Origin of the sequence: Geodermatophilus sp. CPCC 205506 (assembly GCF_051383635.1) — a bacterium.
Taxonomy (GTDB): domain Bacteria; phylum Actinomycetota; class Actinomycetes; order Mycobacteriales; family Geodermatophilaceae; genus Geodermatophilus.
Genome location: NZ_JALPKP010000063.1, coordinates 1 through 23,001 on the forward strand (window position 1 = coordinate 1; position 23,001 = coordinate 23,001).

Genomic DNA, 23,001 nt, shown 5'->3' on the forward strand with positions numbered 1-23,001 from the left:
TGGCGGCCCTGCGCGCCGCCGGCGGCCGGGTCACCGCGCCGGGCGCGCCGACCGGGCTGGACCGCGCCGACCTCGTCCTGGACGGGATCGTCGGCATCGGCGGCACCGGTGGCCTGCGCCCGGCGGCCGCGGCGCTGGTGGAGCGGGCCGCGACCGGCCCGGGCCTGATGGTCGCCGTGGACGTGCCGAGCGGCGTGGACGCGAGCACGGGCGCGGTCCCCGGCGCGGCGTTCCCGGCCCAGCACACGGTCACCTTCGGCGCGGTCAAGGCCGGCCTGGTGGTGGGGGAGGGCCGCGGGTACGCCGGCGCCGTCCACCTCGTCGACATCGGGCTGGACCTGCCGGCCGCCTCGGTGCACCGGCTGACCGACGCCGACGCCGCGGCCCACATCCGGCCGCCGCACGCGGGCGACGACAAGTACACGCAGGGCGTCGTCGGTGTCGTGGCGGGCTCCGCCACCTACCCGGGGGCCGCCGTCCTCTGCACGGGGGCGGCGCTGCGCACCCGACCGGGACTGGTCCGCTACGCCGGGACGGCGGCCGACGGCGTGCGGGCCGCCTGGCCGGAGACGATCGTGACCGCGGGCCGGCCGAGCGACGCCGGCCGGGTGCAGGCATGGGTGGTCGGCCCCGGCATGGGCACCGACGACGACGCCCGCAGCGTGCTGGCCGAGGTGCTGGCCACCGACCTGCCGGTGCTGGTGGACGCCGACGCGCTGACGATGGCGGCGCAGGACCCCGCCCTGGTGCGCGACCGGACCGCGCCGACCGTGCTCACCCCGCACGACCGGGAGTTCGCGCGGTTCGGTCAGGAGGTCGGGGACGACCGGATCACCGCGGCCCGCCGCCTGGCCGCCGACCTGGGTGCCGTCGTCCTGCTCAAGGGCGACGCCACCGTGGTCGCCGGCCCCGACGGCACCGCCTACGTCAACGGCACCGGCACCCCCTGGCTGGCGACGGCCGGCACCGGCGACGTTCTCTCCGGCATCGGCGGGGCGTTGCTGGCCACCGGGCTGCCGGCCGTGGAGGCGGCCGCGGTCGCCGCGCACGTGCACGGGCGGGCGGGGCAGGTGGCGGCCGAGGGCGGGCCGCTGATCGCCGGCGACCTGGTGCGCCGGCTGCCTGCGACGCTGGCCCGCCTGCACGGGGAGCCGGCCGCCGGCCTGGGAGACTCGACGGCGTGACCGAGCTCGCGAGGTCACGCGGAGGCACAGCACGATCCGGCACGTCTCCGACGAGCGCACGCGAGGAGGGGACGTGACGAACCGAGCCCGCGCGGAGGTGGTGGTCGATCTCGACGCCATCGCCGCCAACACCGCCGCGCTGCGCGAACGCGTCGGCCGGCCGCTGATGGCCGTGGTCAAGGCCGACGGCTACGGGCACGGCATGGTGCCGGCCGCCCGGGCCGCGCTGGCGGGGGGCGCCGACGCGCTGGGGGTCGCGGTCCTGGAGGAGGCGCTGGCGCTGCGCGCGGCCGGCGTCACCGCTCCGGTGCTCGCCTGGCTGCACACGCCGGGCACCGACTACGCCGCCGCGCTCACCGCCGACGTCGAGCTGTCGGTCAACGCGGAGTGGGGCCTGGCCGAGGTGGTCGCGGCGGCCCGTGCCACCGGCCGCACCGCCCAGCTCCACCTGTTCGCCGACACCGGGCTGTCCCGCGAGGGGGCCACCGAGGCCGACTGGCCCGGCCTCGTCGCCGCGGCGGCCCGCGCTCAGGCCGACGGCGAGGTCGAGGTGGTCGGGCTGTGGAGCCACATGGCCTACGCCGACGCCCCCACGCACCCGACCATCGGCGCGCAGGTCCGCGTGTTCGAGGAGGCGGTCGCGATCGGGCGGGCGGCCGGGCTGACCGACGCCCGGCTGCACCTGGCCAACTCCGCGGCCACCGTCGCGCTGCCCGAGACCTGGTACGACATGGTCCGGCCGGGCGTCGCGATCTACGGCCTCGACCCGCTCGGCGGGGACCCCGCGGTCCACGGGCTGCGCCCGGCGATGACGGTGCGGGCGTCGGTCGCGCTGACCAAGCGGGTGCCGGCCGGCGTCGGCGTCTCCTACGGGCACACCTACTTCCCGGAGGCCGAGACCACGCTCGTCCTCGTGCCGGTCGGCTACGCCGACGGCGTGCCGCGGGCGGCCGGGAACCGCGCCCCCGTCCTCGCCGCCGGGGCGCAGTGGACGATCGCCGGCCGGGTCTGCATGGACCAGTTCGTGCTCGACGTGGGGGACGCCGAGGTGCGGGCCGGCGACGAGGTCCTGCTGTGGGGGCCGGGGGACCGGGGCGAGCCGACGGCGCAGCAGTGGGCCGACGCCGTCGACACCATCCACTACGAGCTGGTCACCCGGATCGGGGGCCGCTTCGTCCGCCGGCACGTCGGCTCGGCGGGGGCGGTCTGATGGCGGCCCGCAAGCCCGCCAAGCGCACCGGGCACCACCACCGGGTCGGGATCGTCGGCGCCGTCCTCGGCCTAGCCGCCGCGGGCACCGCGGTCGGCGTCGCGGTCAGCCGGGCCGCGGCCCGCCGGGTGGGGGCCGAGCGGCTGGGGTCGGCGGCCGGGCTGCCGGCCGGGGCCTCGGACGCCGAGCTGCGCGAGGACGACCCGCTGGGCGCCGCGGCCCGGCCGGCCGACCGGACGGCGCTGGTGCTGGCCGACGACGGCGTGCTGCTCGACGTGGAGGAGGTCGGCCCGGCCGACGCGCCGCTGACCGTCGTCTTCGTGCACGGCTACACGCTCTCGATGGCGTCGTGGACCTTCCAGCGGCGGGCGCTGGGCGCGGAGCTCGCCACGGCCAACGGCTCGCGCCCCACGGCCCGGCTGGTCTTCTACGACCAGCGCGGCCACGGCGCCTCCGGCCGCGGGCCGGCCGAGCACTCGACGATGGAGCAGCTGGGCCGCGACCTGGCGCGGGTCGTCGAGTCGCGGGCGCCGCGCGGGCCGGTGGTGCTCGTCGGCCACTCGATGGGCGGGATGACGGTCATGGCGCTGGCGGCGCTGCGGCCGGAGCTGTTCGGCACGAAGATCGTCGGCGCCGCGCTGCTGAGCACGTCCAGCGGCAACCTCGCCGACCTCGACTTCGGCATGCCGGAGCTGCTCACCCGGGTCCGGGCGGCGCTCTTCCCGGTCGCGGCGTTCACGATGCGCCGGAGGCCGGCGTTCGCCGAGCGCACCCGCCGGCTGGCCGCCGACCTGATCTCGCACGTCACGTGGTCGCTGTCGTTCGCCTCCGCCGACGTCGACCCCGCCCTGGGCCGCTACGTCGACTCGATGATCGCCGGCACGCCGGTCGAGGTGATCGCGGAGTTCTACCCGGCGCTGGCCGGCATGGACCACACGGCCGCACTCGAGCCGCTGCGCGCGGTGCCGACCCTGGTGCTCACCGGCGACCGGGACACCCTCATCCCGGGCGAGCACAGCGAGGCGATCGTGGAGCGGCTGCCCGACAGCGACTACGTCGTCGTCCCCGACGCCGGGCACATGGTGCTGCTCGAGCAGCCCGATGTGGTCACCGCGGCGATCTCGGGGCTGCTGCGCCGGGTGGTCGCCGAGCTGCCGGCCGCCGCCGGCCGCTGATCAGAGTCCGCCGTAGGGCGTCCACGTGCCGCCGGGGTTGGCCGGCCCGCCGGGCGCGTACCACCCGGTGTGGGCGTTCTGGTGCCGGTCGAGCCGTCCGTCGGGTGGGGCGGCGGGTGCGGGCGCGAACCGGCGGCGCAGCCCGGTGCCGGTCGGCTCGGTCGCGGCGGCCAGCCGCTCGAAGACCCGCTCGCGCAGCCCGGCGTCGGTCATGGCCTGTCGCCCGCCCAGCGCCACCTCGCCGGCGGGACCACGGCCGGCCAGCACCCCCGCGGCCTCGGCGAGCACCCGCCTGCCCGCCGGGGTGGGGGCGGCTGCCGCCGCCGGGTGCAGCAGCCGGGCGACGGCGGCCCGGCGGAGCAGGCCGGCCTCGGTGAGCCGCGCGCCGACGGCGGTCAGCCGGTCGTCGCCCGTGGCACGCCACTGGATCGTGTCGACCGAGCGGTGTCCGTGCGTCCCCACCGCGTCGAGCACCGCCGCCTCCACCGGGTGCCGGCGGGTGGGCCGGACGGCGGCCAGCAGCCCCGGCGAGGGGGCGCGGACCCGGCCGGCCAGCACCAGGGCGACCAGCGCGGTGTCCACCACCCGCGCCGGGCCGCCGGAGAGGTACGCGACCTCGTACAGGTCGAGCTCGCTCGCGGAGCGGGGCCCGGTCATGGCCGTCCACCTCCCGGTGCAGCGGTCGTCGGGGGAACGGTCCCACCGGGCGGCCCGGGCGGGGAAGGGCCGCTCCGTGGGCGGCTCGTAGGGTGGCCCCCGTGGCCGCCCCCCGACCGCCCCGGTTCGACGCCGCCGCCGAGGAGGTCGCCCGCGTCGCCGCCGCTGCGCCCGACTGGCCGGCGCTGGCCGCGGCCGCGCGCCCCTGCGTCGCCTGCCCCGAGCTGGCCGCGAGCCGGCAGCACGTGGTCGTCGGGGACGTGCCGGCGGCCGGCCGGCCCCGGTTCGCGCTCGTGGGCGAGGCCCCCGGGGCGACCGAGGACGAGACGGGGCGGCCGTTCGTCGGGCGGTCGGGCGCGCTGCTCGACCAGCTGCTCGCCGAGGCCGGCCTCGACCGCGGTGCGGCCGCCGTCCTCAACGTGGTGAAGTGCCGCCCGCCGGGCAACCGGACGCCGAAGGCCCCGGAGGTGGCCCGGTGCAGCGGCTGGCTGCGCCGCCAGCTGGAGCTGCTCGACCCGCCGGTGGTGGTCGCCCTCGGCCTGTCGTCGGCGAAGTGGTTCCTCGGCCCCCGGACGGTGCTGGCCGCGGTCCGCGGGCGCCCGCACGAGGTGGACGGCCGCGCCGTCTGGGCGACGTACCACCCGTCGGCGGCGATCCGGTTCGGCCCCAACGGCGCGCCGCGGGCGGGCCTGCTGGCCGACCTCACCGCGGTCGCGGAGAGCCTGGCGTGAGGCGGGAGCACCTGCTGCCCTCCCCGGAGGACACCCGGGCGCTGGGCGCGGCACTCGCCGAGCTGGTGCGCCCGGGCGACCTGGTGGTGCTGGTCGGGCCGCTCGGCGCGGGCAAGACCGCGTTCACCCAGGGCGTCGGCGCGGCCCTCGGCGTCCGGGAGCCGGTGACCTCGCCGACGTTCGTCATCGCCCGCGTGCACCGGGGCGGCCGGCTGCCGCTGGTGCACGTCGACGCCTACCGGCTGGGCAGCGTGGCCGACGTCGACGACCTGGACCTGGACGTGACCGTCGCCGACTCCGTCACCGTCGTCGAGTGGGGGCAGGGGCTGGTCGAGCAACTGGCCGACGAGCACCTCGAGGTCCGGCTGGACCGCCGCGACGACGACGTCCGGACGGCGCTGCTCGTGCCACACGGCCCGAGCTGGGAGCAGCGCCTGGACGGCGCTGCGTAACCTCGTCGGTCGTGCTCGTCCTCGCTCTCGACACCGCCACCCCGACGCTCGTCGCCGGCCTGGCGCGCCGGTCGCCGGAGGGTACGGTCGAGGTGCTCGCCGAGCGGGCGGTGCCCTCGGGGAACCGGCACGCCGAGCTGCTGACCATCGCGGTCGCCGAGGTGCTCGCCGAGGCCGGGACCACGGTCGCCGCGCTCGACGCGGTCGTCACCGGGCTGGGCCCGGGACCCTTCACCGGGCTGCGGGTCGGCGTGGTCACCGCGGCGGCGCTGGCCGACGCCCGCGGCGTCCCGGCCCTCGGCGTCTGCTCGCTGGACGCCGTCGGCTCCGGTGCCCGCACGGTGGTCACCGACGCCCGGCGCAAGGAGGTCTACTGGGCCGCCTACGGCGCCGACGGCGTGCGCACGGGCGGCCCCGGGGTGGCGCGGCCGGAGGAGCTGACCGCCGAGGGCCCGGTGGTCGGCGACCCGCGCTTCGCCGAGCGGCTCGGCGTCGAGGTCGCCCCGGCCGAGGTGACGACGGCGGGGATGCTGCGCGCGGCCGCCGCCCAGCTGGCCGACCCGTCGTCCGCCGGCCCGCTGGTGCCGCTGTACCTGCGCCGCCCGGACGCCGTCCCGCCGACGTCGTTCAAGCCGGTGACGACGACGTGAGCGAGGGGCTGCGGCCGATGCGGCTGACCGACCTGACCGCCGTCCTGGCGCTGGAGGAGGAGCTGTTCGCCCCGGACACCTGGACGGCGGCGATGTACCGCGACGAGCTGGCCCGCACCGACACCCGGCACTACCTCGTCGCCGAGGACGACGGCCGGGTCGTCGGCTACGCGGGCCTGATCGCCTACGACGACGAGGCGCACGTGGCCACCATCGGGGTGGCGACCGACCGGCAGGGCGAGGGGATCGGCGCCCGGCTGCTCGACGCGCTGCTGGCCGAGGCCGACCGGCGGGGGAGCCCGGTGGTGCTGCTGGAGGTGCGCGCCGACAACGAGGTGGCCCAGGGGCTCTACCGGCGCCGCGGGTTCGCCGAGATCGGCCGGCGGCGCGGCTACTACCAGCCCAGCGGCGCGGACGCCGTGGTGATGAAGCGGGAGAGGGTGCGTGGCTGACCAGCCGTTGGTCCTGGGGTTCGAGACCTCGTGCGACGAGACCGGCGTCGGGCTGGTCCGTGGGCAGACGCTGCTGTCGGACGCGCTGGCCACCTCCGTGGCCGAGCACGAGCGGTTCGGCGGCGTCGTCCCGGAGATCGCCTCCCGGGCGCACCTGGAGGCGATGGTGCCGACCGTGCACCGCGCGCTGGCCGAGGCAGGCGTGCGGGCCTCCGACGTCGACGCGGTGGCGGTGACCGCCGGTCCGGGGCTGACCGGCGCGCTGCTGGTCGGGCTGGCCGCGGCCAAGGCCTACGCGCTGGCCCTCGGCGTCCCGCTGTACGGGGTCAACCACCTGGCCGCTCACGTCGCCGTCGACGAGCTGCAGCACGGCCGGCTGGCCGAGCCGTCGCTGGCGCTGCTGGTCTCCGGCGGGCACAGCTCGCTGCTGCTCGTCCCCGACCTCGCCCGCGAGGTGCAGTCGCTCGGCCGCACCATCGACGACGCCGCGGGGGAGGCCTTCGACAAGGTCGCCCGCGTGCTGGGCATGCCGTTCCCCGGCGGCCCGCCCATCGACCGGGCCGCCCGCGACGGCGACCCGCACGCCATCGACTTCCCGCGCGGGCTGACCGGTCCGCGGGACGCGCCCTACGACTTCTCGTTCTCCGGCCTGAAGACCGCCGTCGCCCGCTGGGTGGAGGTCCGGGAGCGGGCGGGGGAGCCGGTCCCGGTGGCCGACGTCGCGGCCTCGTTCCAGGAGGCGGTCGCGGACGTGCTGACGAGGAAGGCCGTCCGCGCCTGCCAGGACTCCGGCGTCGACCACCTGGTGCTCGGCGGCGGGGTGGCGGCCAACTCGCGGCTGCGCGCGCTCGCGGAGGAGCGCTGCGCGGAGGCCGGCATCGTGCTCCGGGTGCCCAGCCCGCGGCTGTGCACGGACAACGGCGCGATGGTCGCCGCGCTCGGCTCGCGGCTGGTGGAGGCGGGCGTGCCGCCGTCCGCCCCGGACGTCGGCGCCGACAGCTCCCTGCCGATCGACGTCGTCACCCGGTAGGGGCCGAAGTGGCCACTTCGGCCCTCAGGTGAGGTCGCAGACGAGGGCGGTCGGGGCACCGGCGACCCGGGTGACGACGACGACCGCCGACCCCGCACCGGGTCCGCGCAGCTGCCGCACCAGCGCCTCCGGCTCGATCGGCGAGCCGCGCTTCTTCACCACCACCCGGCCGACACCCCGGGTCCGCAGGAGCGCCTTGAGCTTCTTCAGGTTGAACGGCAGCACCTCGTCGACCCGGTACGAGGAGACCCAGGCGGAGCCGGCCGGCGCGTCCGAGGTCAGGTAGGCGATCGTCGGGTCGACCAGCGTGGCGTCGAGCTCGGCGGCGGCCACCGACACCAGCCCCGACCGGATCACCGCGGGATCCGGCTCGTGCAGCCAGCCGCGGACCGGGCCGGCCGGAGCGGGTCCGGGGTCGGCGTCCGCCGTCAGCTCCAGCACCTCGTCGCCCCGCACCAGCGACGCCCGCCGCCAGGCCGTCGAGCGGCCGCGCCCCCACAGCAGCGCCTCGACGATCGAGCCCCCGGCCGACACCCACTCCGCCTCGACCCCGGTGGGCACCCGGTCGTGGTCCAGGCCGGGCGCCACCTTGACGACGGCGTGCGGCGCCCGGTCGAGCAGCGCGGCCACCGTCGACCAGGGCGGGGACCAGCGGTCGGGGTCCAGGAGGCGCCGTCCGCCGGCCCTGCGTGCGGGGTCGAGGACGGCGCCGGCGCACCCGGCCACCTCGCCACCGCGGGCGGCGTCGACCAGCTCGACGGCGTCGCCCGCGACCACCCACACCTGGTCGGACAGCCCCAGCACCTCGGCGTTGGCGGCGGTGAGCTCGCGGGCCAGCGGGTCCAGGTCTACGGCGAGCACGCGGGCGCCGGCCCGCGCGAGCGCCACCGTGTCGGTGCCCGACGCGCAGCCGAGGTCGGCCACGCTGTCGACGCCCCACCCGTCTGCGGTGTCCGCCAGCAGCCGGCGTGCCCGCCGGGCAGCCAGCGCGGGGCGGCCGGCCTGCTCCAGGGTGTCCGCGGTGAGGAACAGGACGTCGGCGTCGGCGCCGAAGGCCGGCCGCGCCCGCGCCCGCAGCCGGGCCAGCTCCCAGGCCGGGCCGGCGTGCTCGGGGCCCACCTCCGCGCGCAGCCGGGCCAGGCCGGTCAGCAGGTCGCTGCCCTCGGCCAGCAGGACGGCGGCCCGGGCGGCGGCCGCGGCCCCCTCGGGGGTGCGCAACCAGCGGAGCTGGGCCAGCGCGTCGTCGGGCACGGGGACAGACTGGCGCACGGCTCGGTCCCCGCTCGGGGGACCCCGGTTGAGCGGCTGGCACTCTCGTGGGTAGAGTGCCAAATCGACACGGGCAGGTGCCTGACCCCCGCGACGGCAGGCCCGGATCCCGTGCCACAGCATCAGCTCCACCCGACCCAGCCGATCGACACCGAAGGGGGCGTCACCGACGTGACGACCGCTACCAAGGTCACCATCAAGCCGCTGGAGGACCGCGTCGTGGTCCAGGCCAACGAGGCCGAGACCACCACCGCCTCCGGCCTGGTCATCCCGGACACCGCCAAGGAGAAGCCGCAGGAGGGCACGGTCGTGGCCGTGGGCCCCGGCCGCGTCGACGACAACGGCAACCGCGTCCCGCTCGACGTCCAGGTCGGCGACGTGGTCATCTACTCCAAGTACGGCGGCACCGAGGTCAAGTACGCCGGCGAGGAGTACCTCGTGCTCTCCGCCCGCGACCTGCTCGCCGTCGTGGAGAAGTGACCTCTCCGCCTCCCTGAGCTGAACAGCTCCGCCTCGACCGCCCCGGCGACCCGATTTCACCGGGTCCCGGGGCGGTCGTCGTCTGACCCCGCACCCTGATCGGAAGGGCCCCATGGCCAAGATCATCAAGTTCAACGAGGACGCCCGCCGCGCGCTCGAGCGCGGTGTGGACAAGCTGGCCGACGCGGTCAAGGTCACCCTCGGCCCGCGTGGGCGCAACGTCGTCCTCGACAAGAAGTTCGGCGCTCCCACCATCACCAACGACGGCGTCACCATCGCCCGCGAGGTGGAGCTCGACGACCCGTTCGAGAACCTCGGCGCCCAGCTGGCCAAGAACGTCGCCACCAAGACCAACGACGTCGCCGGCGACGGCACCACCACCGCGACCGTCCTGGCCCAGGCGCTGGTGCACGAGGGCATGCGCAACGTCGCGGCCGGCGCCAGCCCGACGGCCCTCGGCGCCGGCATGCGCGCCGCCGCCGACGCCGTCTCCGCGGCGCTCGACGAGGTCGCCATCCCGGTCTCCGACCAGCAGTCCATCGCCGAGGTCGCGACGATCTCCGCGCAGGACGCCGAGGTCGGTCAGCTGATCGGCGAGGCGATGGAGAAGGTCGGCAAGGACGGCGTCATCACCGTCGAGGAGAGCAACACCCTCTCCACCGACCTCGAGGTGACCGAGGGCGTGCAGTTCGACAAGGGCTACCTGTCGCCGTACTTCGTCACCGACCAGGAGGCCATGGAGGCCGTCCTCGAGGACGCTCTCGTGCTCCTGGTCAGCGGCAAGGTCAGCGCCCTGGCCGACCTGCTCCCGCTGCTGGAGAAGATCCTCTCCACCGGCAGCCGCCCGCTGCTGATCGTCGCCGAGGACGTCGAGGGTGAGGCGCTGTCGACCCTGGTCGTCAACTCCATCCGCAAGACGATCAAGGTCGTCGCGGTGAAGTCGCCGTACTTCGGCGACCGGCGCAAGGCCTTCATGACCGACCTCGCCGTCGTCACCGGCGGCCAGGTGGTCAGCGAGGACGTCGGCCTGAAGCTCGACCAGGTCGGCCTCGAGGTCCTGGGCACCGCCCGGCGGGTCACCGTCGACAAGGACAACACCACGATCGTCGACGGCGGCGGCACCTCCGAGGGCATCGGCGACCGCGTGGCCCAGATCCGCCGCGAGATCGACGCGACCGACTCCGACTGGGACCGCGAGAAGCTGCAGGAGCGGCTGGCCAAGCTGGCCGGCGGCATCGGCGTCATCCGCGTCGGGGCGGCCACCGAGGTCGAGATGAAGGAGAAGAAGCACCGGATCGAGGACGCCATCGCCGCCACCCGCGCCGCGGTGGAGGAGGGCGTCGTCCCCGGTGGCGGCTCGGCGCTGGTGCACGCGGCCACCGCGATCGACGCCCTGGACCTCACCGGTGACGAGCTGACCGGGGCCCAGGTCGTCCGGCGGGCGCTGGACGCCCCGCTGGCCCGCATCGCCGGCAACGCCGGCTTCGAGGGCCAGGTCGTGGTGAGCAAGGTCCGCGACGCCGGGAAGGGCTCCGGCTTCAACGCCGCCACCGGCGAGTACGGCGACCTGGCCGCCCAGGGCGTCATCGACCCGGTCAAGGTCACCAAGGCCGCGCTCGGCAACGCCGTCTCGATCGCCGCGATGGTGCTCACCACCGACTCCGCCGTCGTCGAGGCTCCTGAGGAGGAGCACGACCACGCCGGCGCCGGGCACCACACGCACGGCCACTCGCACGGCCACGGGCACAGCCACTGAGCGCGACCGGTGTTGATCATCGGCACGTGGCGGCGCGCTCCGCCGCGTCGCGCGACCACGTGCCGATGATCAACACCTGAGGCGGCGTCGACGCAGACACGAGAGAGGGCCGGTCCAGCAGTCGCTGGACCGGCCCTCTCGGCGTCTCTGGTGGGCGTCAGACCCCCGCGGCGACGGCGGCGGGCTCCGCGGCGATCAGCCGGGCCCGCTCCTCCTCGCTCATCCCGCCCCACACCCCGTAGGGCTCGCGGACCGACAGCGCGTGCTTGAGGCAGGCGTCGATGACGGGGCAGCGGGCGCACACGGCCTTGGCGGCCGCCTGACGACGGGCCCGGGCGGGACCGCGCTCACCGTCGGGGTGGAAGAACAGCGCCGTGCTCTCGCCACGGCAGGATCCGTGCAGCTGCCAGTCCCAGACTTCGGCAACGGGCGTGGGCAGGCGGCGGATGTCGGCCATTCGTCCTCCTCGGCTCGGTGCGAGCCGGAGGGGGCGGTCCGGCTGCAAGGGGCCGGTGCCCGAGGCCTCCGCGGGTCAAACACACCGTGACCCCGCATTTTCTCGGATGTCGTCTCCCCCCGCTGGGTGAGAGCGGCTGTCCACACCACCTGTAGTCGATCAAGGTGACTGCAGGGCGTGCCGACCTCCGGCGTGGGACACCCGCCAGAGCCCGGCACAGCCACGGCGACGGCGGGGGACCCCGGGCAGGGGATCGACCGCCCGAGCGACACCCGGCCGGGGGATCCGGGCGGTGGCACCCGACCGGCAACGAGCGGTCGGGAGAGCGAGGAGCAGGCGTGATCGACGACAGGATGCGGGGTCCCGGACACGGGACGACGACCGTGTGGGTCTACGACGAGCGGCGTCGGGTCCGCGACGACATCGCGGGCCGGCTGGTGGCGCTGCCGTTCGTCGGCCGCGTGGAGGTCGTCGGCGACGCCGCGGCCCTCATGTCCCGGCTGGCCACGCGGATGCCCGACGTGCTCCTCATCGGCACCCAGCGGGCCATGGACTCCGGGCTGACGGTCGCCACCCAGGCGCTGCGGGCCCACCCCCGGCTGCCCGTCCTGGTGCTCGGTGCGCCCGACGACGCCGAGACCGTCCGCGCGGCGGTCTCCGTCGGTGCCCGCGGGTACCTGCGGTGGGACGCCAGCGCCCTGGAGATGGGTCTGGGCCTGTCCCGCGTCGGCCTGCGCGTCGACGGCCGGGGTCCCGCGCCGGCGATCCCGCACCAGCCGGTGCCGCTGGCCTCGGTCGGCGCCTCCGCCTCGGCGGGCATGGTGCCGTCCTGGAACGGCGCCACCGCGCTGGCCGGAGCCGCCCCGACGACGGTGCGCTCGACGGTCCGCGAGGCCGCTCAGGTCAGCCTGTCGATGCGGGAGATGCAGGTGCTCACCGGCATGAGCCAGGGCAAGAGCAACGCCCAGATCGGCCGGGAGCTCTACCTGTCCGAGGACACCATCAAGACCCACGCCCGCCGGCTGTTCCGCAAGCTCGGGGCCAAGGACCGCGCCGAGGCGGTGGCCACCGGCTTCCGCCGCGGCATGATGTCGTAGCGCCACGACGGTCGTAGCGCCACGACGACGAGGGCCCTCTCCCGGTCACCGGGAGGGGGCCCTCAACCTGTTCCGGCCCCGCTGCAGGGGCCCGCCCCGAGCGTGCGAGGGGCGGGGGCAGCGGGGCCCCTCTCCTCAGTCCTCGCGGGCGTGCTTCCCGCCGCGGCCCTCGCCACCGGGCTCCTCGCGGTCGGCCATCGCGGCGATCCCGTCGGCGTACCCGCTGGCGTAGTCCCAGCTGACGTAGTCGTCGGGGTCGGGGTCGAACGGGGGCTCGTGCCGGCCGGTCTGGCCCTCCTCCAGGAGCTGGCGCAGGTTGGCCTGCATCAGGGCCCAGTCGACGTGGTGCTCCTCGTCGCAGTCGGGGCAGTCGACGACGATGCCCTTGATGCCGGTCGGCTCCAGCAGCGTCCGGAAGACCTCCAGCTCGGCGAGGTCGTCCAGCACGCCGGCCCGTTCCTCCATGGTCAGCGGCGGGGGCCCCGGCTGGTCGGCGGGCCCGAAGTCGGGGCCGGCCGTGTCGTCGAACGGGTTCACGCTGCCTCCTCGCTGGCGCTCGTCGGTGCGTTCACCAGGTTGCTGTGCCTCTGCGCGGGCTCGCCCGCCCGCGCGCGGTCCCCACGGTAGTGGCCTGACGGGGATCACATCGAGCCCCGGACGTCGCCGCCTACGATCGACGTCGGCTCCCCGCGCGCCCAGGAGGGTGCCGGCCGATCCGGAGGGGTGGCGGCATCCATGCAGCCCGACCAGTTCGTCCCCGAGCTGCCGGCGAAGTTCGCGCCGCTCGGCCTGACCTACGACGACGTCCTGCTCATCCCCGGTGAGTCCGACGTCGTCCCGGCCGAGGTGGACACCAGCAGCCAGCTGACCAGGGGCATCCGGCTGGCCGTGCCGCTGGTGTCCAGCGCGATGGACACGGTGACCGAGGCGCGCATGGCGATCGCCATGGCCCGTGTCGGCGGCGTGGGGGTCCTGCACCGCAACCTCGCCGCCGAGGAGCAGGCCGGCCAGGTCGACCTGGTCAAGCGCTCCGAGGCCGGCATGGTCACCAACCCGGTGACCTGCTCGCCGGACAACACCCTCGCCGAGGTGGACGCGCTCTCCGCCCGCTACCGCATCTCCGGCGCGCCCGTGGTCGACGCCGACGGCGTCCTGCTGGGCATCGTCACCAACCGCGACATGCGGTTCGAGACCGACCAGTCGGTGCTGGTCCGCGACGTGATGACGCCGATGCCGCTGATCACTGCCCCGGTCGGCGTGGACGCCGACACCGCCCTGCGGCTGCTGTCGAAGCACAAGGTGGAGAAGTTGCCGCTGGTCGACGACGCGGGCCGGCTGCGCGGGCTGATCACCGTCAAGGACTTCGTCAAGCGCGACCAGTACCCGAACGCGACCAAGGACGCCGACGGCCGGCTGGTCGTCGGCGCCGCGCTCGGCGTGGGCGAGGACGCCTACAAGCGGGCCGGGCTCCTGGTCGACGCCGGGGTCGACGTGCTCGTCGTCGACACCGCGCACGGCCACCAGCGCGCGGTGCTGGAGATGGTCACGCGGGTCAAGGCCGACTTCGGCGTCCAGGTGGTCGGCGGCAACGTCGCCACGCGGGCCGGCGCGCAGGCGCTGGTCGACGCCGGGGCGGACGCGGTGAAGGTCGGTGTCGGCCCGGGCTCGATCTGCACCACGCGGGTGGTCGCCGGTGTCGGCGTCCCCCAGGTCACCGCCATCTACGAGGCGGCGCTGGCGGCGCGGCCGGCCGGCATCCCGGTGATCGCCGACGGCGGCCTGCAGTACTCCGGCGACATCGCCAAGGCCCTGGTCGCCGGCGCGTCCACGGTGATGATCGGCGGCCTGTTCGCCGGCGTCGAGGAGGCCCCCGGCGAGCTGGTCTTCGTCAACGGCAAGCAGTACAAGACCTACCGCGGCATGGGGTCGCTGGGCGCGATGCAGAAGCGCGGCAACCAGTCCTACAGCCGGGACCGCTACTTCGCCGACGACGTCCTCTCCGACGACAAGCTCGTCCCCGAGGGCATCGAGGGTCAGGTGCCCTACCGCGGCCCGCTGGCCGGCGTGGCGCACCAGCTGGTCGGCGGGCTGCGGGCCTCGATGGGCTACGCCGGTGCGTCGACCGTCGAGGACCTGCAGGACCGCGGCCAGCTGACCCGCATCACCTCGGCCGGGCTCGTGGAGAGCCACCCGCACGACATCCAGATGACGGTGGAAGCACCGAACTACAGGGGGCGCTGAGCATGCCCACGCGTGACACCGTCGAGATCGGGCTCAACCGCTTCGCCCGCCGCGGCTACGACCTCGACGAGGTCTCGATCGTGCCGTCCCGGCGCACGCGGGACGTCGACGACGTCTCGACGGCCTGGCAGATCGACGCCTTCCGGTTCGACATCCCCCTGGTGACCAGCCCCTCGGACGCCGTGGTCAGCCCCGCGACCGCGATCGCCGTCGGGCAGGCCGGCGGCCTCGGCGTGCTCAACGCCGAGGGCCTGTGGACCCGCTACGACGACCCGATGCCGGCCTACCGGCAGCTGCGCGAGGCGGCCGGCGAGGTCGCCCCGCCCGTGTCGCTGCTGCAGGAGATCTACTGCGAGCCGGTGAAGCCGGACCTGATCACCGCCCGCATCAAGGAGATGCGCGACGCCGGCGTCACCACCGCGGTGCGCGTCTCGCCGCAGCACACCGTGCAGCTGGCGCCCACGGTGCTGGCGGCCGGGGTGGACCTGCTGGTCATCCAGGGCACGATCGTCTCCGCCGAGCACGTCACCAGCCAGGGGGACGCGCTCAACCTCAAGGAGTTCATCGCCGACCTCGACGTGCCGGTGATCGTCGGCGGCGCGGCCAACTACCAGACCGCGTTGCACCTCATGCGCACCGGCGCGGCCGGCGTGATCGTCGGCGTGGGCGCGGACAGCTTCTCGACCGGCGACGCCGTCATGGGCGTGCGGGTGCCGCTGGCCAGCGCGATCGTCGACGCGGCCGCCGCCCGCCGCGACTACCTGGACGAGACCGGCGGCCGGTACGTGCACGTGATCGCCAACGGCCGGATCGAGACGAGCGGCGCCATCGCCCGAGCGCTGGCCTGCGGCGCGGACGCCGTCCAGCTCGGCGAGCCGCTGCGCACCGCGGCCGAGGCGCCCGGGGGCGGCATCTGGTGGGACTCCGTGGCCGCCCACCCGCGTCTGCCGCGCGGCGGCACGTCCGCGCCGGTGGCCCCGAACGGGTCGCTGGAGCAGGTGCTCCTGGGCCCGGCGGAGACGGCGGACGGCCGCACCAACCTGTTCGGCGCGCTGGCGCGCACCATGGCCAAGACCGGCTACCGCGACCTCAAGGAGTTCCAGCGGGTCGACCTCGTCATCGGCGGGAACGGCGCCGGCTGATGGACTTCCCGACCGTGCTCGTCGTCGACTTCGGCGCCCAGTACGCGCAGCTGATCGCCCGGCGGATCCGCGAGGCCGGCGTGTACTCCGAGATCGTGCCCTCCGACGTCCCGGCCGAGGAGATCGTCGCCCGCAAGCCGGCCGCGATCGTGCTCTCCGGCGGGCCGTCCAGCGTCTACGCCGAGGGTGCCCCGCAGGTCGACCCGACCCTGTTCGAGGCCGGGGTGCCGGCGTTCGGCATCTGCTACGGCTTCCAGGCGATGGCGCAGAGCCTGGGCGGGACGGTCGCGCACACCGGCGACCGCGAGTACGGCGGCACCCCGCTCACGGTCACCACGCAGGCCAGGCTGTTCGGGTCGCTGCCGGTCGAGCAGTCGGTGTGGATGAGCCACGGGGACGCCGTCAGCACCGCCCCGCCCGGCTTCACCGTCACCGCCACCTCCACCGGGGCGCCGGTCGCGGCCTTCGAGGACGTCGACCGCAAGCTGGCCGGGGTCCAGTTCCACCCCGAGGTGCGGCACACCGCGCACGGCCAGACGGTGCTCGAGCACTTCCTCTTCGACATCGCCGGCCTCGAGCCCACCTGGACGATGGCCAACGTCGTCGAGGAGCAGGTCGAGCGGATCCGGGCCCAGGTCGGCGACCGGCGGGCGCTGTGCGCGCTGTCGGGCGGGGTCGACTCCGCCGTCGCCGCCGCGCTCGTGCAGCGGGCCATCGGCGACCGGCTGACCTGCGTCTACGTCGACCACGGCCTCATGCGGGCGGGCGAGACCGAGCAGATCGAGCGGGACTTCGTCGCGGTCACCGGCGCCGACCTGCGCGTGGTCGACGCCCGCGAGCAGTTCCTGTCCGCGCTGGCCGGGGTGAGCGACCCGGAGCAGAAGCGGAAGATCATCGGCCGGGAGTTCATCCGCGTCTTCGAGCAGGCCGCGCTCGACGTCGTCCACGACGCCCAGGCGCACGGCGAGGCCGTCGACTTCCTCGTGCAGGGCACGCTGTACCCCGACGTCGTCGAGTCCGGCGGCGGCACCGGGACGGCGAACATCAAGAGCCACCACAACGTCGGCGGGCTGCCCGAGGACCTGACCTTCACCCTCGTCGAGCCGCTGCGGACCCTGTTCAAGGACGAGGTGCGCGAGGTCGGCCTGCAGCTCGGGCTGCCCGAGTCGCTGGTGTGGCGGCAGCCGTTCCCGGGTCCGGGGCTGGGCATCCGCATCGTCGGCGAGGTCACCCAGGAGCGCCTCGACGTGCTCCGGCAGGCCGACGCGATCGCCCGCGCCGAGCTGACCGCCGCCGGCCTGGACCGCGAGATCTGGCAGTGCCCGGTCGTGCTGCTGGCCGACGTCCGGTCGGTGGGTGTCCAGGGCGACGGGCGGACCTACGGGCACCCGATCGTGCTGCGGCCGGTGTCCAGCGAGGACGCGATGACCGCCGACTGGACCCGGCTGCCCTACGACGTGCTGGCCCGCATCTCCACGCGGATCACCAACGAGGTGCGCGAGGTCAACCGCGTCGTCCTCGACGTCACCAGCAAGCCGCCGGGCACCATCGAGTGGGAGTGAGCCCGGTCTGACCCGGCCTGGGCGGGGCGCCGAGACCTGCGCAGTCGTGGCGATCAGAGGCTGATGGCCCCCGGTTCGCAGGTCTGGATGTCAGTGGGCTGGGCCAGGCTGGCGGCATGGCCTCGATCGCGCTCTTCCACTCCGTCCTCGGCGTCCGCCCGGGGATCACCGACGCCGCCGCCCGGCTGCGGGCCGCCGGGCACGAGGTGCTCGTCGTCGACCAGTACGGCGGCCGGGTGTTCGACGACTACGCGGAGGCCGGCGCGCACGTCGACGCGGTCGGCTTCCCGGCGCTCATGCAGCTGGCACTGGACGCGGTCGGGGAGCTGCCCGACGGCTTCGTCGCGGCCGGGTTCTCCAACGGCGCCGGGATGGCCGAGTACGTCGCCACGCAGCGGCGCTGCGCCGGGGCGCTGCTCGTGTCCGGCGCGCTGCCGGTGGCGGTGCTCGGCGCCGGCGCCTGGCCGGCGGGGGTGCCCGTCCAGCTGCACTACGGCGAGCGGGACCCGCACCGCGTCCAGGAGTGGGTCGACGGCTTCCTCGCCGACGTGCGGAGCAGCGGCGCGGAGGTCGAGTTCGTCGAGCACCCCGTCGCCGGGCACCTGTTCACCGATCCCAGCCTGCCCGGCGAGCACGACGCGGCCGCCACCGAGGTGTTCTGGGAGCGGGCGCTGGCCTTCTGCGCCCGCGTCGCCGGCTGAGGACGCCGGAGGGCCCGGGGAGCGATGTGCTCCCCGGGCCCTCCACCCGTCCGCCCCCGCGGGGCTCAGCCCCTCCGGCGGCGGGCCTTCCGGACCTCGCTGAGCAGCAGGGCCACGCCGGCCCCGATGAGCAGCAGCCACAGCAGGCCACCCTCGGCCACCAGGCCGAACGGGACCACCGCACCGGCCATCAGGACGATGGCCAGGATGCAGAACGCCAGTCCGGGGACCAGGGCGGTGAGGTCGACACCGCGGCGCTGGGGCGGCGGCGGAGCCGGGTCCTCGAGGGCCAGCGGGGCCACGTCCTGCCAGGCCTGCTCCTGCCAGGCGGTGGGCGTCGTCGGGAACTCGCTGTAGTCAGGCACGGGTCACCTCCACGTCGCCGATGCCGGCGTCGATGTCCAGGACGATCTCGGGGTCGTCGTCACCGGTCCAGGCCGCGGAGCCCTGTCCGGGGAACAGGCCGCCGTCGGAGGTCCGGTCGCCGAAGACCTCGATGCTGCCGATGCCGCTGTTCGCCTCTACCCGGACGTCGGCCGAGCGGGGGACCCGGATCTCGACGTCCCCCACGCCGGCGTCGAGCCGGGTGGTGATCGCGCCGTCCAGGTCGCTCAGGTCGATGTCGGAGAGGTCGAGGACCACGTCCCCGACGCCTCCGCTGTACACCGGCCGGACGGCGTCGGCGGTCGTCGGGTGGTACGTGCGGTCACCGACGCCGCCCTCGATGTTCCGCCACGGCTCGGCGGTCACCGCGATGAGCGCGACGGAGAGGAGGGCGCCGAGGGCGATCAGGCCGCCCTTGGCCCGCCGTCCACCGGAGAAGGCCGCGGCCACCAGGCCGAGACCGACCACCAGCAGGGCCGAGCCGAGCACGAACCGCGGGGCGACGGACCAGTCGGTGAACCGGCTGATCAGCACCATCGTCCCGACGACGATCAGCAGCCCGGCCACCGTGATCCCCGGCACCGGGGAGCGCGGGCCGGCCGGCGCCTTGACGCGGCCGGCGCGGGACGCCCCGATGCCGCCGCCCGAGCCGGCCGACATGAAGATCCACAGCAGCAGGTAGACGGGGATGCCCGGGCCGGCGAGGGCCAGGGCGACGAAGCCGACCCGCCACAGCAGCGCGTCGATGCCGGTGTACTCGGCCAGGCCGCCGGAGACGCCGCCGATGACCTTGTCGGTGCCGCTTCGTCGCAGCGGCGGGCGGACCTGCGGGCCGGGCGGGAACGCGTACTCGGCGGCCGGCGGGTCGAGCGGTGGGGGAGCGGGTGGTGCGGGGCGAGGAGGGGGTACGGACGTCATGCCACAGAGCCTGCGACGCGACGGGCGCCTCGGACATCAGGGAACGCCCCCAATCGACCCTGGTCCCCCTTCCAGGGTGGTCACCGGTGTCGAGCCGGGGCCGCGTGGTGCGACGATCGACAGCGTGACGACGACTGCCCTCGTGCCGCAGCGCCCGCCGCTGGCGCGGCCGCGCTCGGGGCGGCTGCTGGCCGGCGTCGCCGCGGGGACGGCGGTCCACCTGCGGCTGGACCCGCTCGTCGTCCGGATCGCCCTCGTCGCCCTCGCGGTGACCGGCATCGGCGTCGTCGTGTACGCGCTGCTGTGGTTCTTCATGCCCGTCGCCGCCGTCGACGCCGAGCCCTCCGCCGCCGCGCCGGGCGAGGAGCCCAGCCGCCGGCAGGCGCTCGGGCTGAGCCTGCTCGGGGTCGGGGCGCTGGTGCTGGTCACCAACATGGCCACCTGGGGCAACAGCGACCTCGTCCTCCCCCTGCTGCTGGTCGGCTCCGGATTGGCGGTCATCTGGCGGCAGCTGGACACCGACCGCACCCTCGCCCAGCCGGGCGTGCCGTGGGTGCTCGCCGGCGGGATCGCGCTCGGCGCGGTCGGCCTGGTGCTGCTGCTGGCCACGACCGGGCAGCTGACCAACGCCCGCAACGGCTTCGCCGCCACGCTGGTGATCCTCGTCGGCGTGACCCTGGCGACGGCGCCGCTGTGGCGCCGGCTGCTCGCCTCCCGGGAGGCCGAGCGCACCGCCCGGGTCCGCTCGGAGGAGCGGGCCGCGGTCGCGGCGCACCTGCACGACTCGGTGCTGCAGACCCTCGCGCTCATCCAGCGGCACGCCGAGGACCCCAAGGCGGTGGCGCGGCTGGCCCGCAGCCAGGAGCGTGAGCTGCGCACCTGGCTCTACGAGCCGGAGAAGGCCGCCGAGGGCACCTGGTCCGCCCTCGTCTCGGGGGTGGTCGCCGACGTGGAGGCCGACCACGCGCTGACCGTGGAGTCCGTGGTCGTCGGCGACGCCCCGGTCGACGAGGCGCTCGCCGCCCTCGGCGCCGCCACCCGGGAGGCGCTGGTCAACGCGGCCAAGCACTCGGGTGCGACGTCGGCCGACCTCTACACCGAGGTCACCCCGCAGCGGGTGGCCGTCTTCGTGCGCGACCGGGGTGCCGGGTTCGACCCGTCGTCCGTGCCGGCCGACCGGCGCGGGCTGCGCGACTCGGTCACCGGCCGGCTGGACCGGGTCGGGGGGTCGGCGACCGTCCGGTCGTCGCCGGGAGAGGGGACCGAGGTGGAGCTGTTCCTGCCCAGGGAGGCGGCGTGACGTCGGCGGCCGCGCCGGCCGGGACGCGCGTCTTCCTCGTCGACGACCACGCGATGGTGCGCTCCGGCGTGCGCGCCGAGCTCGGCGACGCCGTGACGGTGGTCGGCGAGGCCCCCGACGTGTCCACCGCGATCGAGGGCATCCGGACGACGGTGCCTGACGTCGTCCTGCTCGACGTGCACCTGCCCGGCGGCGGCGGGCACGCGGTGCTCGAGGCGCTGCGCGGCGAGCTGCCCTCTGTGCGCTGGCTAGCGCTGTCGGTGTCCGACGCGGCCGAGGACGTGATCGCCGTCATCCGCGCCGGTGCCCGCGGGTACGTCACCAAGACGATCTCCGGACCGGACCTCCGCGACGCGGTGAACCGGGTCGCCGAGGGCGACGTCGTCTTCAGCCCGCGGCTGGCCGGCTTCGTGCTCGACGCGTTCGCCGCGACCTCCTCGTCGGCTCCGACGGCGCAGGCGGACCCGGCCACCGACCCCGGTCTGGACCTGCTCAGCGCCCGCGAGCGGGAGGTCATGCAGCTCCTGGCCCGCGGCTACACCTACCGCGAGATCGGCTCCCGGCTGTTCATCTCGGTGAAGACGGTCGAGTCGCACGCGTCGAACGTGCTGCGCAAGCTGCAGCTGTCCAACCGCAACGAGCTCACCCGCTGGGCGGCGACCAACCGCCTGCTCTGAGGGGCAGAGATGGCCATCTCTGCCCCTCAGAGGCGCCGAGGGAGGCCCCGCTCGGCCGGCCCTCAGCCGAAGTGGCTCTTGGGGATCACCGCGTGCACGCCGACGGTCCGGTCGACGACCTGCGACACCATGAAGTCCGCGGCCGCCGACAGGTAGGCGTAGGCGACGGCGCGGTCCATGCCGAGGTCGTCCTGCAGGAAGTCCAGCGCGTTGAGCACCGCGCGCCGGCTGGCGGTGTCGAGGTCGCTCACCTGGCCGCCGCGCGACCCGTCGGGGTCGGAGAGCCCGATCGGCACCCAGGCGTCCGGCGTCTCGCCGAACGGGTACCGGTAGGCGACCGACGGTGCGTCGCCCGACCCCGGCTTGCACACCGTCAGCCGGTAGGTGAGCCGGAGCGAACCCTCCAGCGCGGTGAGCGCCACCTCGCCGTTCCCCATCGACATGTGCGGGTCGCCGACGGAGAACAGGGCGCCCGGGGCGACGACGGGCAGGTAGAACGCCGAGCCGACGTTCAGCAGCCGCACGTCGATGTTCCCGCCGCCCACGGTCGGTGGGATGGAGTTCACCAGCGCGTCGTTCAGCGCCGGGGCGTCGGCGACGGTGGCGACCGCCATCAGGCCGGCGAACGGGTCGACCGGCCAGGCCACGCGGCCCCGGCTGCCGACGGGGAGGTGCGCCCGGGCGCCGTCCCGGCCGTCCTCCAGCGGCGTGAAGGTGGACACGTTGTTGTAGCGCAGGGGGTCGCGGGTGCTGCGGCCGTCGGGCGTCGTCGGCATGACCTCCTCCGGGCGCAGCTCGCCGGCCGGCGGGAGGAAGCCGGCCGACAGGGCGCCGCGGCCGTGGCGGCTGGAGACGACGCCGTAGGGCACCCGGGGCAGGGCGCTCAGCGTCTCGACCTTGAGCACGTCGCCGGGCTCGGCGCCCTCCACCCACACCGGACCGGTGACCACGTGCGGCCCGTCGGTGTCGAAGTTGCGCGGGTGCCGGTCGTACCCGGCCGCGACGGCGACCGCGTCGTCCAGCACGTGCTCCCGGGGGACGCCGTGCCCGGCGAAGAAGGCGGCCGGGTCGCGGCCCTGGTCCTCGAGGATCCCCTCGTGACTGACCGTGTCGACGGTGAGCGTGCCGCCCGAGCGCACCGACGCGACCGGGGCGTCGCCGACGCGGGGCAGGTAGCCCCAGCGGACCTCGTCCGGGAGGGATTGCAGGTAGACCTCGCCGTCGATCGGGCCCCGGCCCGGCTGCAGGATCTCGCGGGGCAGGCGGGTGGTCGTGCGGGGGGCGGCTGACGCCGGCGAGGCGACCGCGACGCCGGCGCCGAGCACCGCCCCGGCGGCGAGCGCGGCCTGGACGAAGGCGCGCCGGCCGATCCCGCGTTCGACGATCTGCGCGGCGGCGGCCGGGTCCGGCCGGCCCTCCTCGGGCGTGGTCAGTGTCATGGGTCTCCCGTCGCTGGTGTGCTGGACGGGTCGAGTG

General features: G+C 75.6%; 24 protein-coding genes. 17 read left to right on the forward strand and 7 right to left on the reverse strand.

The genetic code is table 11. The features are described from left to right. The 3 genes from MY520_RS24600 to MY520_RS24610 form a co-directional block, all read left to right on the forward strand. Positions 1-1,184, forward strand: a 1,184-nt coding sequence (locus MY520_RS24600; RefSeq protein WP_436695320.1) for an NAD(P)H-hydrate dehydratase, incomplete at its 5' end; no start/stop codon positions are given. 73 nt (positions 1,185-1,257) lie between these two features. Next, positions 1,258-2,394 (forward strand): alanine racemase, encoded by a 1,137-nt coding sequence (alr, locus tag MY520_RS24605; RefSeq protein ID WP_436695321.1) that lies wholly within the window; start codon positions 1,258-1,260, stop codon positions 2,392-2,394. Further along, the gene (locus MY520_RS24610) at positions 2,394-3,569 is read left to right on the forward strand and encodes an alpha/beta fold hydrolase (RefSeq protein WP_436695322.1); all 1,176 of its coding nucleotides are present in this window, start codon (positions 2,394-2,396) and stop codon (positions 3,567-3,569) included. The genes alr and MY520_RS24610 overlap by 1 nt, the downstream gene beginning before the upstream one ends. Here the strand turns inward: MY520_RS24610 and MY520_RS24615 are convergent, their stop codons facing one another. Then, a complete protein-coding gene (locus MY520_RS24615; protein ID WP_436695323.1) occupies positions 3,570-4,226 on the reverse strand; it encodes a TIGR04222 domain-containing membrane protein in 657 nt (218 codons plus the stop codon). It abuts the gene before it with no gap. Positions 4,227-4,327: 101 nt separating this feature from the next. Here MY520_RS24615 and MY520_RS24620 point away from each other — a divergent pair, with 101 nt between their 5' ends. Genes MY520_RS24620 through tsaD form a run of 5 tightly spaced genes read left to right on the forward strand, consistent with a single transcriptional unit; the run spans position 4,328 to position 7,541 of the window. Next, on the forward strand, positions 4,328-4,957 hold the full coding sequence (locus tag MY520_RS24620; protein ID WP_436695324.1) for a uracil-DNA glycosylase: 630 nt from the start codon (positions 4,328-4,330) through the stop codon (positions 4,955-4,957). After that, complete coding sequence (gene tsaE / locus MY520_RS24625) at positions 4,954-5,409, forward strand: tRNA (adenosine(37)-N6)-threonylcarbamoyltransferase complex ATPase subunit type 1 TsaE (RefSeq protein ID WP_436695325.1); 456 nt, start codon at positions 4,954-4,956, stop codon at positions 5,407-5,409. Before MY520_RS24620 ends, tsaE begins: the two co-directional genes overlap by 4 nt. An 11-nt stretch (positions 5,410-5,420) precedes the next feature. After that, complete coding sequence (gene tsaB, locus MY520_RS24630) at positions 5,421-6,059, forward strand: tRNA (adenosine(37)-N6)-threonylcarbamoyltransferase complex dimerization subunit type 1 TsaB (protein ID WP_436695326.1); 639 nt, start codon at positions 5,421-5,423, stop codon at positions 6,057-6,059. Further along, positions 6,056-6,511 (forward strand): ribosomal protein S18-alanine N-acetyltransferase, encoded by a 456-nt coding sequence (rimI, locus tag MY520_RS24635; RefSeq protein WP_436695327.1) that lies wholly within the window; start codon positions 6,056-6,058, stop codon positions 6,509-6,511. The genes tsaB and rimI overlap by 4 nt, the downstream gene beginning before the upstream one ends. Beyond that, the gene (gene tsaD, locus MY520_RS24640; protein ID WP_436695328.1) at positions 6,504-7,541 is read left to right on the forward strand and encodes a tRNA (adenosine(37)-N6)-threonylcarbamoyltransferase complex transferase subunit TsaD; all 1,038 of its coding nucleotides are present in this window, start codon (positions 6,504-6,506) and stop codon (positions 7,539-7,541) included. Before rimI ends, tsaD begins: the two co-directional genes overlap by 8 nt. A 24-nt stretch (positions 7,542-7,565) precedes the next feature. On the opposite strand, the gene MY520_RS24645 is transcribed toward tsaD, so the two are convergent. Next, entirely contained in the window at positions 7,566-8,810 is a 1,245-nt protein-coding gene (locus tag MY520_RS24645; RefSeq protein ID WP_436695329.1) for a THUMP-like domain-containing protein, read from the reverse strand. A gap of 171 nt (positions 8,811-8,981) precedes the next feature. Here MY520_RS24645 and groES point away from each other — a divergent pair, with 171 nt between their 5' ends. Then, positions 8,982-9,290, forward strand: coding sequence for a co-chaperone GroES (gene groES, locus MY520_RS24650; RefSeq protein ID WP_436695330.1), 309 nt, complete (start codon positions 8,982-8,984; stop codon positions 9,288-9,290). A 112-nt stretch (positions 9,291-9,402) separates the two neighbouring features. Beyond that, positions 9,403-11,046, forward strand: a complete 1,644-nt coding sequence (gene groL, locus MY520_RS24655; RefSeq protein ID WP_436695331.1) for a chaperonin GroEL — start codon at positions 9,403-9,405, stop codon at positions 11,044-11,046. Positions 11,047-11,203: 157 nt separating this feature from the next. Here the strand turns inward: groL and MY520_RS24660 are convergent, their stop codons facing one another. After that, positions 11,204-11,503 (reverse strand): WhiB family transcriptional regulator, encoded by a 300-nt coding sequence (locus MY520_RS24660; RefSeq protein ID WP_436695332.1) that lies wholly within the window; start codon positions 11,501-11,503, stop codon positions 11,204-11,206. 338 nt (positions 11,504-11,841) lie between these two features. Between MY520_RS24660 and MY520_RS24665 the strand changes: the two genes are divergently transcribed. Then, a complete protein-coding gene (locus MY520_RS24665; protein WP_436695333.1) occupies positions 11,842-12,600 on the forward strand; it encodes a response regulator transcription factor in 759 nt (252 codons plus the stop codon). Between the two features lie 135 nt (positions 12,601-12,735). Here the strand turns inward: MY520_RS24665 and MY520_RS24670 are convergent, their stop codons facing one another. Next, positions 12,736-13,137 carry a DUF5319 family protein gene (locus MY520_RS24670; protein WP_436695334.1) on the reverse strand — a complete coding sequence of 134 codons (402 nt, stop codon included), beginning with the start codon at positions 13,135-13,137 and terminating at the stop codon, positions 12,736-12,738. 198 nt (positions 13,138-13,335) lie between these two features. Here MY520_RS24670 and guaB point away from each other — a divergent pair, with 198 nt between their 5' ends. The 4 genes from guaB (at position 13,336) to MY520_RS24690 (ending at position 18,246) form a co-directional block, all read left to right on the forward strand. Then, on the forward strand, positions 13,336-14,841 hold the full coding sequence (guaB, locus tag MY520_RS24675; RefSeq protein WP_436695335.1) for an IMP dehydrogenase: 1,506 nt from the start codon (positions 13,336-13,338) through the stop codon (positions 14,839-14,841). A 2-nt stretch (positions 14,842-14,843) separates the two neighbouring features. Continuing rightward, positions 14,844-15,983, forward strand: a complete 1,140-nt coding sequence (locus MY520_RS24680) for a GuaB3 family IMP dehydrogenase-related protein (protein WP_436695336.1) — start codon at positions 14,844-14,846, stop codon at positions 15,981-15,983. Continuing rightward, positions 15,983-17,545: a glutamine-hydrolyzing GMP synthase gene (guaA, locus tag MY520_RS24685; RefSeq protein ID WP_436695337.1), complete on the forward strand. Its 1,563-nt coding sequence runs from the start codon at positions 15,983-15,985 to the stop codon at positions 17,543-17,545. The genes MY520_RS24680 and guaA overlap by 1 nt, the downstream gene beginning before the upstream one ends. A gap of 116 nt (positions 17,546-17,661) precedes the next feature. Next, positions 17,662-18,246, forward strand: a complete 585-nt coding sequence (locus MY520_RS24690; protein WP_436695338.1) for a dienelactone hydrolase family protein — start codon at positions 17,662-17,664, stop codon at positions 18,244-18,246. Positions 18,247-18,311: 65 nt separating this feature from the next. Here the strand turns inward: MY520_RS24690 and MY520_RS24695 are convergent, their stop codons facing one another. Both MY520_RS24695 and MY520_RS24700 read right to left on the reverse strand, forming a co-directional pair. Beyond that, positions 18,312-18,611 (reverse strand): hypothetical protein, encoded by a 300-nt coding sequence (locus tag MY520_RS24695; protein WP_436695339.1) that lies wholly within the window; start codon positions 18,609-18,611, stop codon positions 18,312-18,314. Next, a complete protein-coding gene (locus MY520_RS24700; protein WP_436695340.1) occupies positions 18,604-19,548 on the reverse strand; it encodes a PspC domain-containing protein in 945 nt (314 codons plus the stop codon). The genes MY520_RS24695 and MY520_RS24700 overlap by 8 nt, the downstream gene beginning before the upstream one ends. 124 nt (positions 19,549-19,672) lie before the next feature. Here MY520_RS24700 and MY520_RS24705 point away from each other — a divergent pair, with 124 nt between their 5' ends. Then, complete coding sequence (locus tag MY520_RS24705) at positions 19,673-20,848, forward strand: ATP-binding protein (RefSeq protein WP_436695341.1); 1,176 nt, start codon at positions 19,673-19,675, stop codon at positions 20,846-20,848. Further along, positions 20,845-21,525 carry a response regulator gene (locus MY520_RS24710; RefSeq protein ID WP_436695342.1) on the forward strand — a complete coding sequence of 227 codons (681 nt, stop codon included), beginning with the start codon at positions 20,845-20,847 and terminating at the stop codon, positions 21,523-21,525. Before MY520_RS24705 ends, MY520_RS24710 begins: the two co-directional genes overlap by 4 nt. A 62-nt stretch (positions 21,526-21,587) precedes the next feature. Here MY520_RS24710 and MY520_RS24715 read toward each other — a convergent pair whose 3' ends face one another. Beyond that, a complete protein-coding gene (locus tag MY520_RS24715; RefSeq protein ID WP_436695343.1) occupies positions 21,588-22,964 on the reverse strand; it encodes an acetamidase/formamidase family protein in 1,377 nt (458 codons plus the stop codon). Positions 22,965-23,001 lie beyond the last annotated feature (37 nt).

Coding starts and splice junctions, on each gene's coding strand:
- guaB (WP_436695335.1), top strand. CDS start 13,336: ATGCAGCCCGACCAGTTCGTCCCCGAGCTGCCGGCGAAGTTCGCGCCG.
- MY520_RS24715 (WP_436695343.1), bottom strand. CDS start 22,964: ATGACACTGACCACGCCCGAGGAGGGCCGGCCGGACCCGGCCGCCGCC.
- guaA (WP_436695337.1), top strand. CDS start 15,983: ATGGACTTCCCGACCGTGCTCGTCGTCGACTTCGGCGCCCAGTACGCG.
- groL (WP_436695331.1), top strand. CDS start 9,403: ATGGCCAAGATCATCAAGTTCAACGAGGACGCCCGCCGCGCGCTCGAG.
- MY520_RS24680 (WP_436695336.1), top strand. CDS start 14,844: ATGCCCACGCGTGACACCGTCGAGATCGGGCTCAACCGCTTCGCCCGC.
- MY520_RS24700 (WP_436695340.1), bottom strand. CDS start 19,548: ATGACGTCCGTACCCCCTCCTCGCCCCGCACCACCCGCTCCCCCACCG.
- MY520_RS24615 (WP_436695323.1), bottom strand. CDS start 4,226: ATGACCGGGCCCCGCTCCGCGAGCGAGCTCGACCTGTACGAGGTCGCG.
- MY520_RS24660 (WP_436695332.1), bottom strand. CDS start 11,503: ATGGCCGACATCCGCCGCCTGCCCACGCCCGTTGCCGAAGTCTGGGAC.
- MY520_RS24690 (WP_436695338.1), top strand. CDS start 17,662: ATGGCCTCGATCGCGCTCTTCCACTCCGTCCTCGGCGTCCGCCCGGGG.
- MY520_RS24610 (WP_436695322.1), top strand. CDS start 2,394: ATGGCGGCCCGCAAGCCCGCCAAGCGCACCGGGCACCACCACCGGGTC.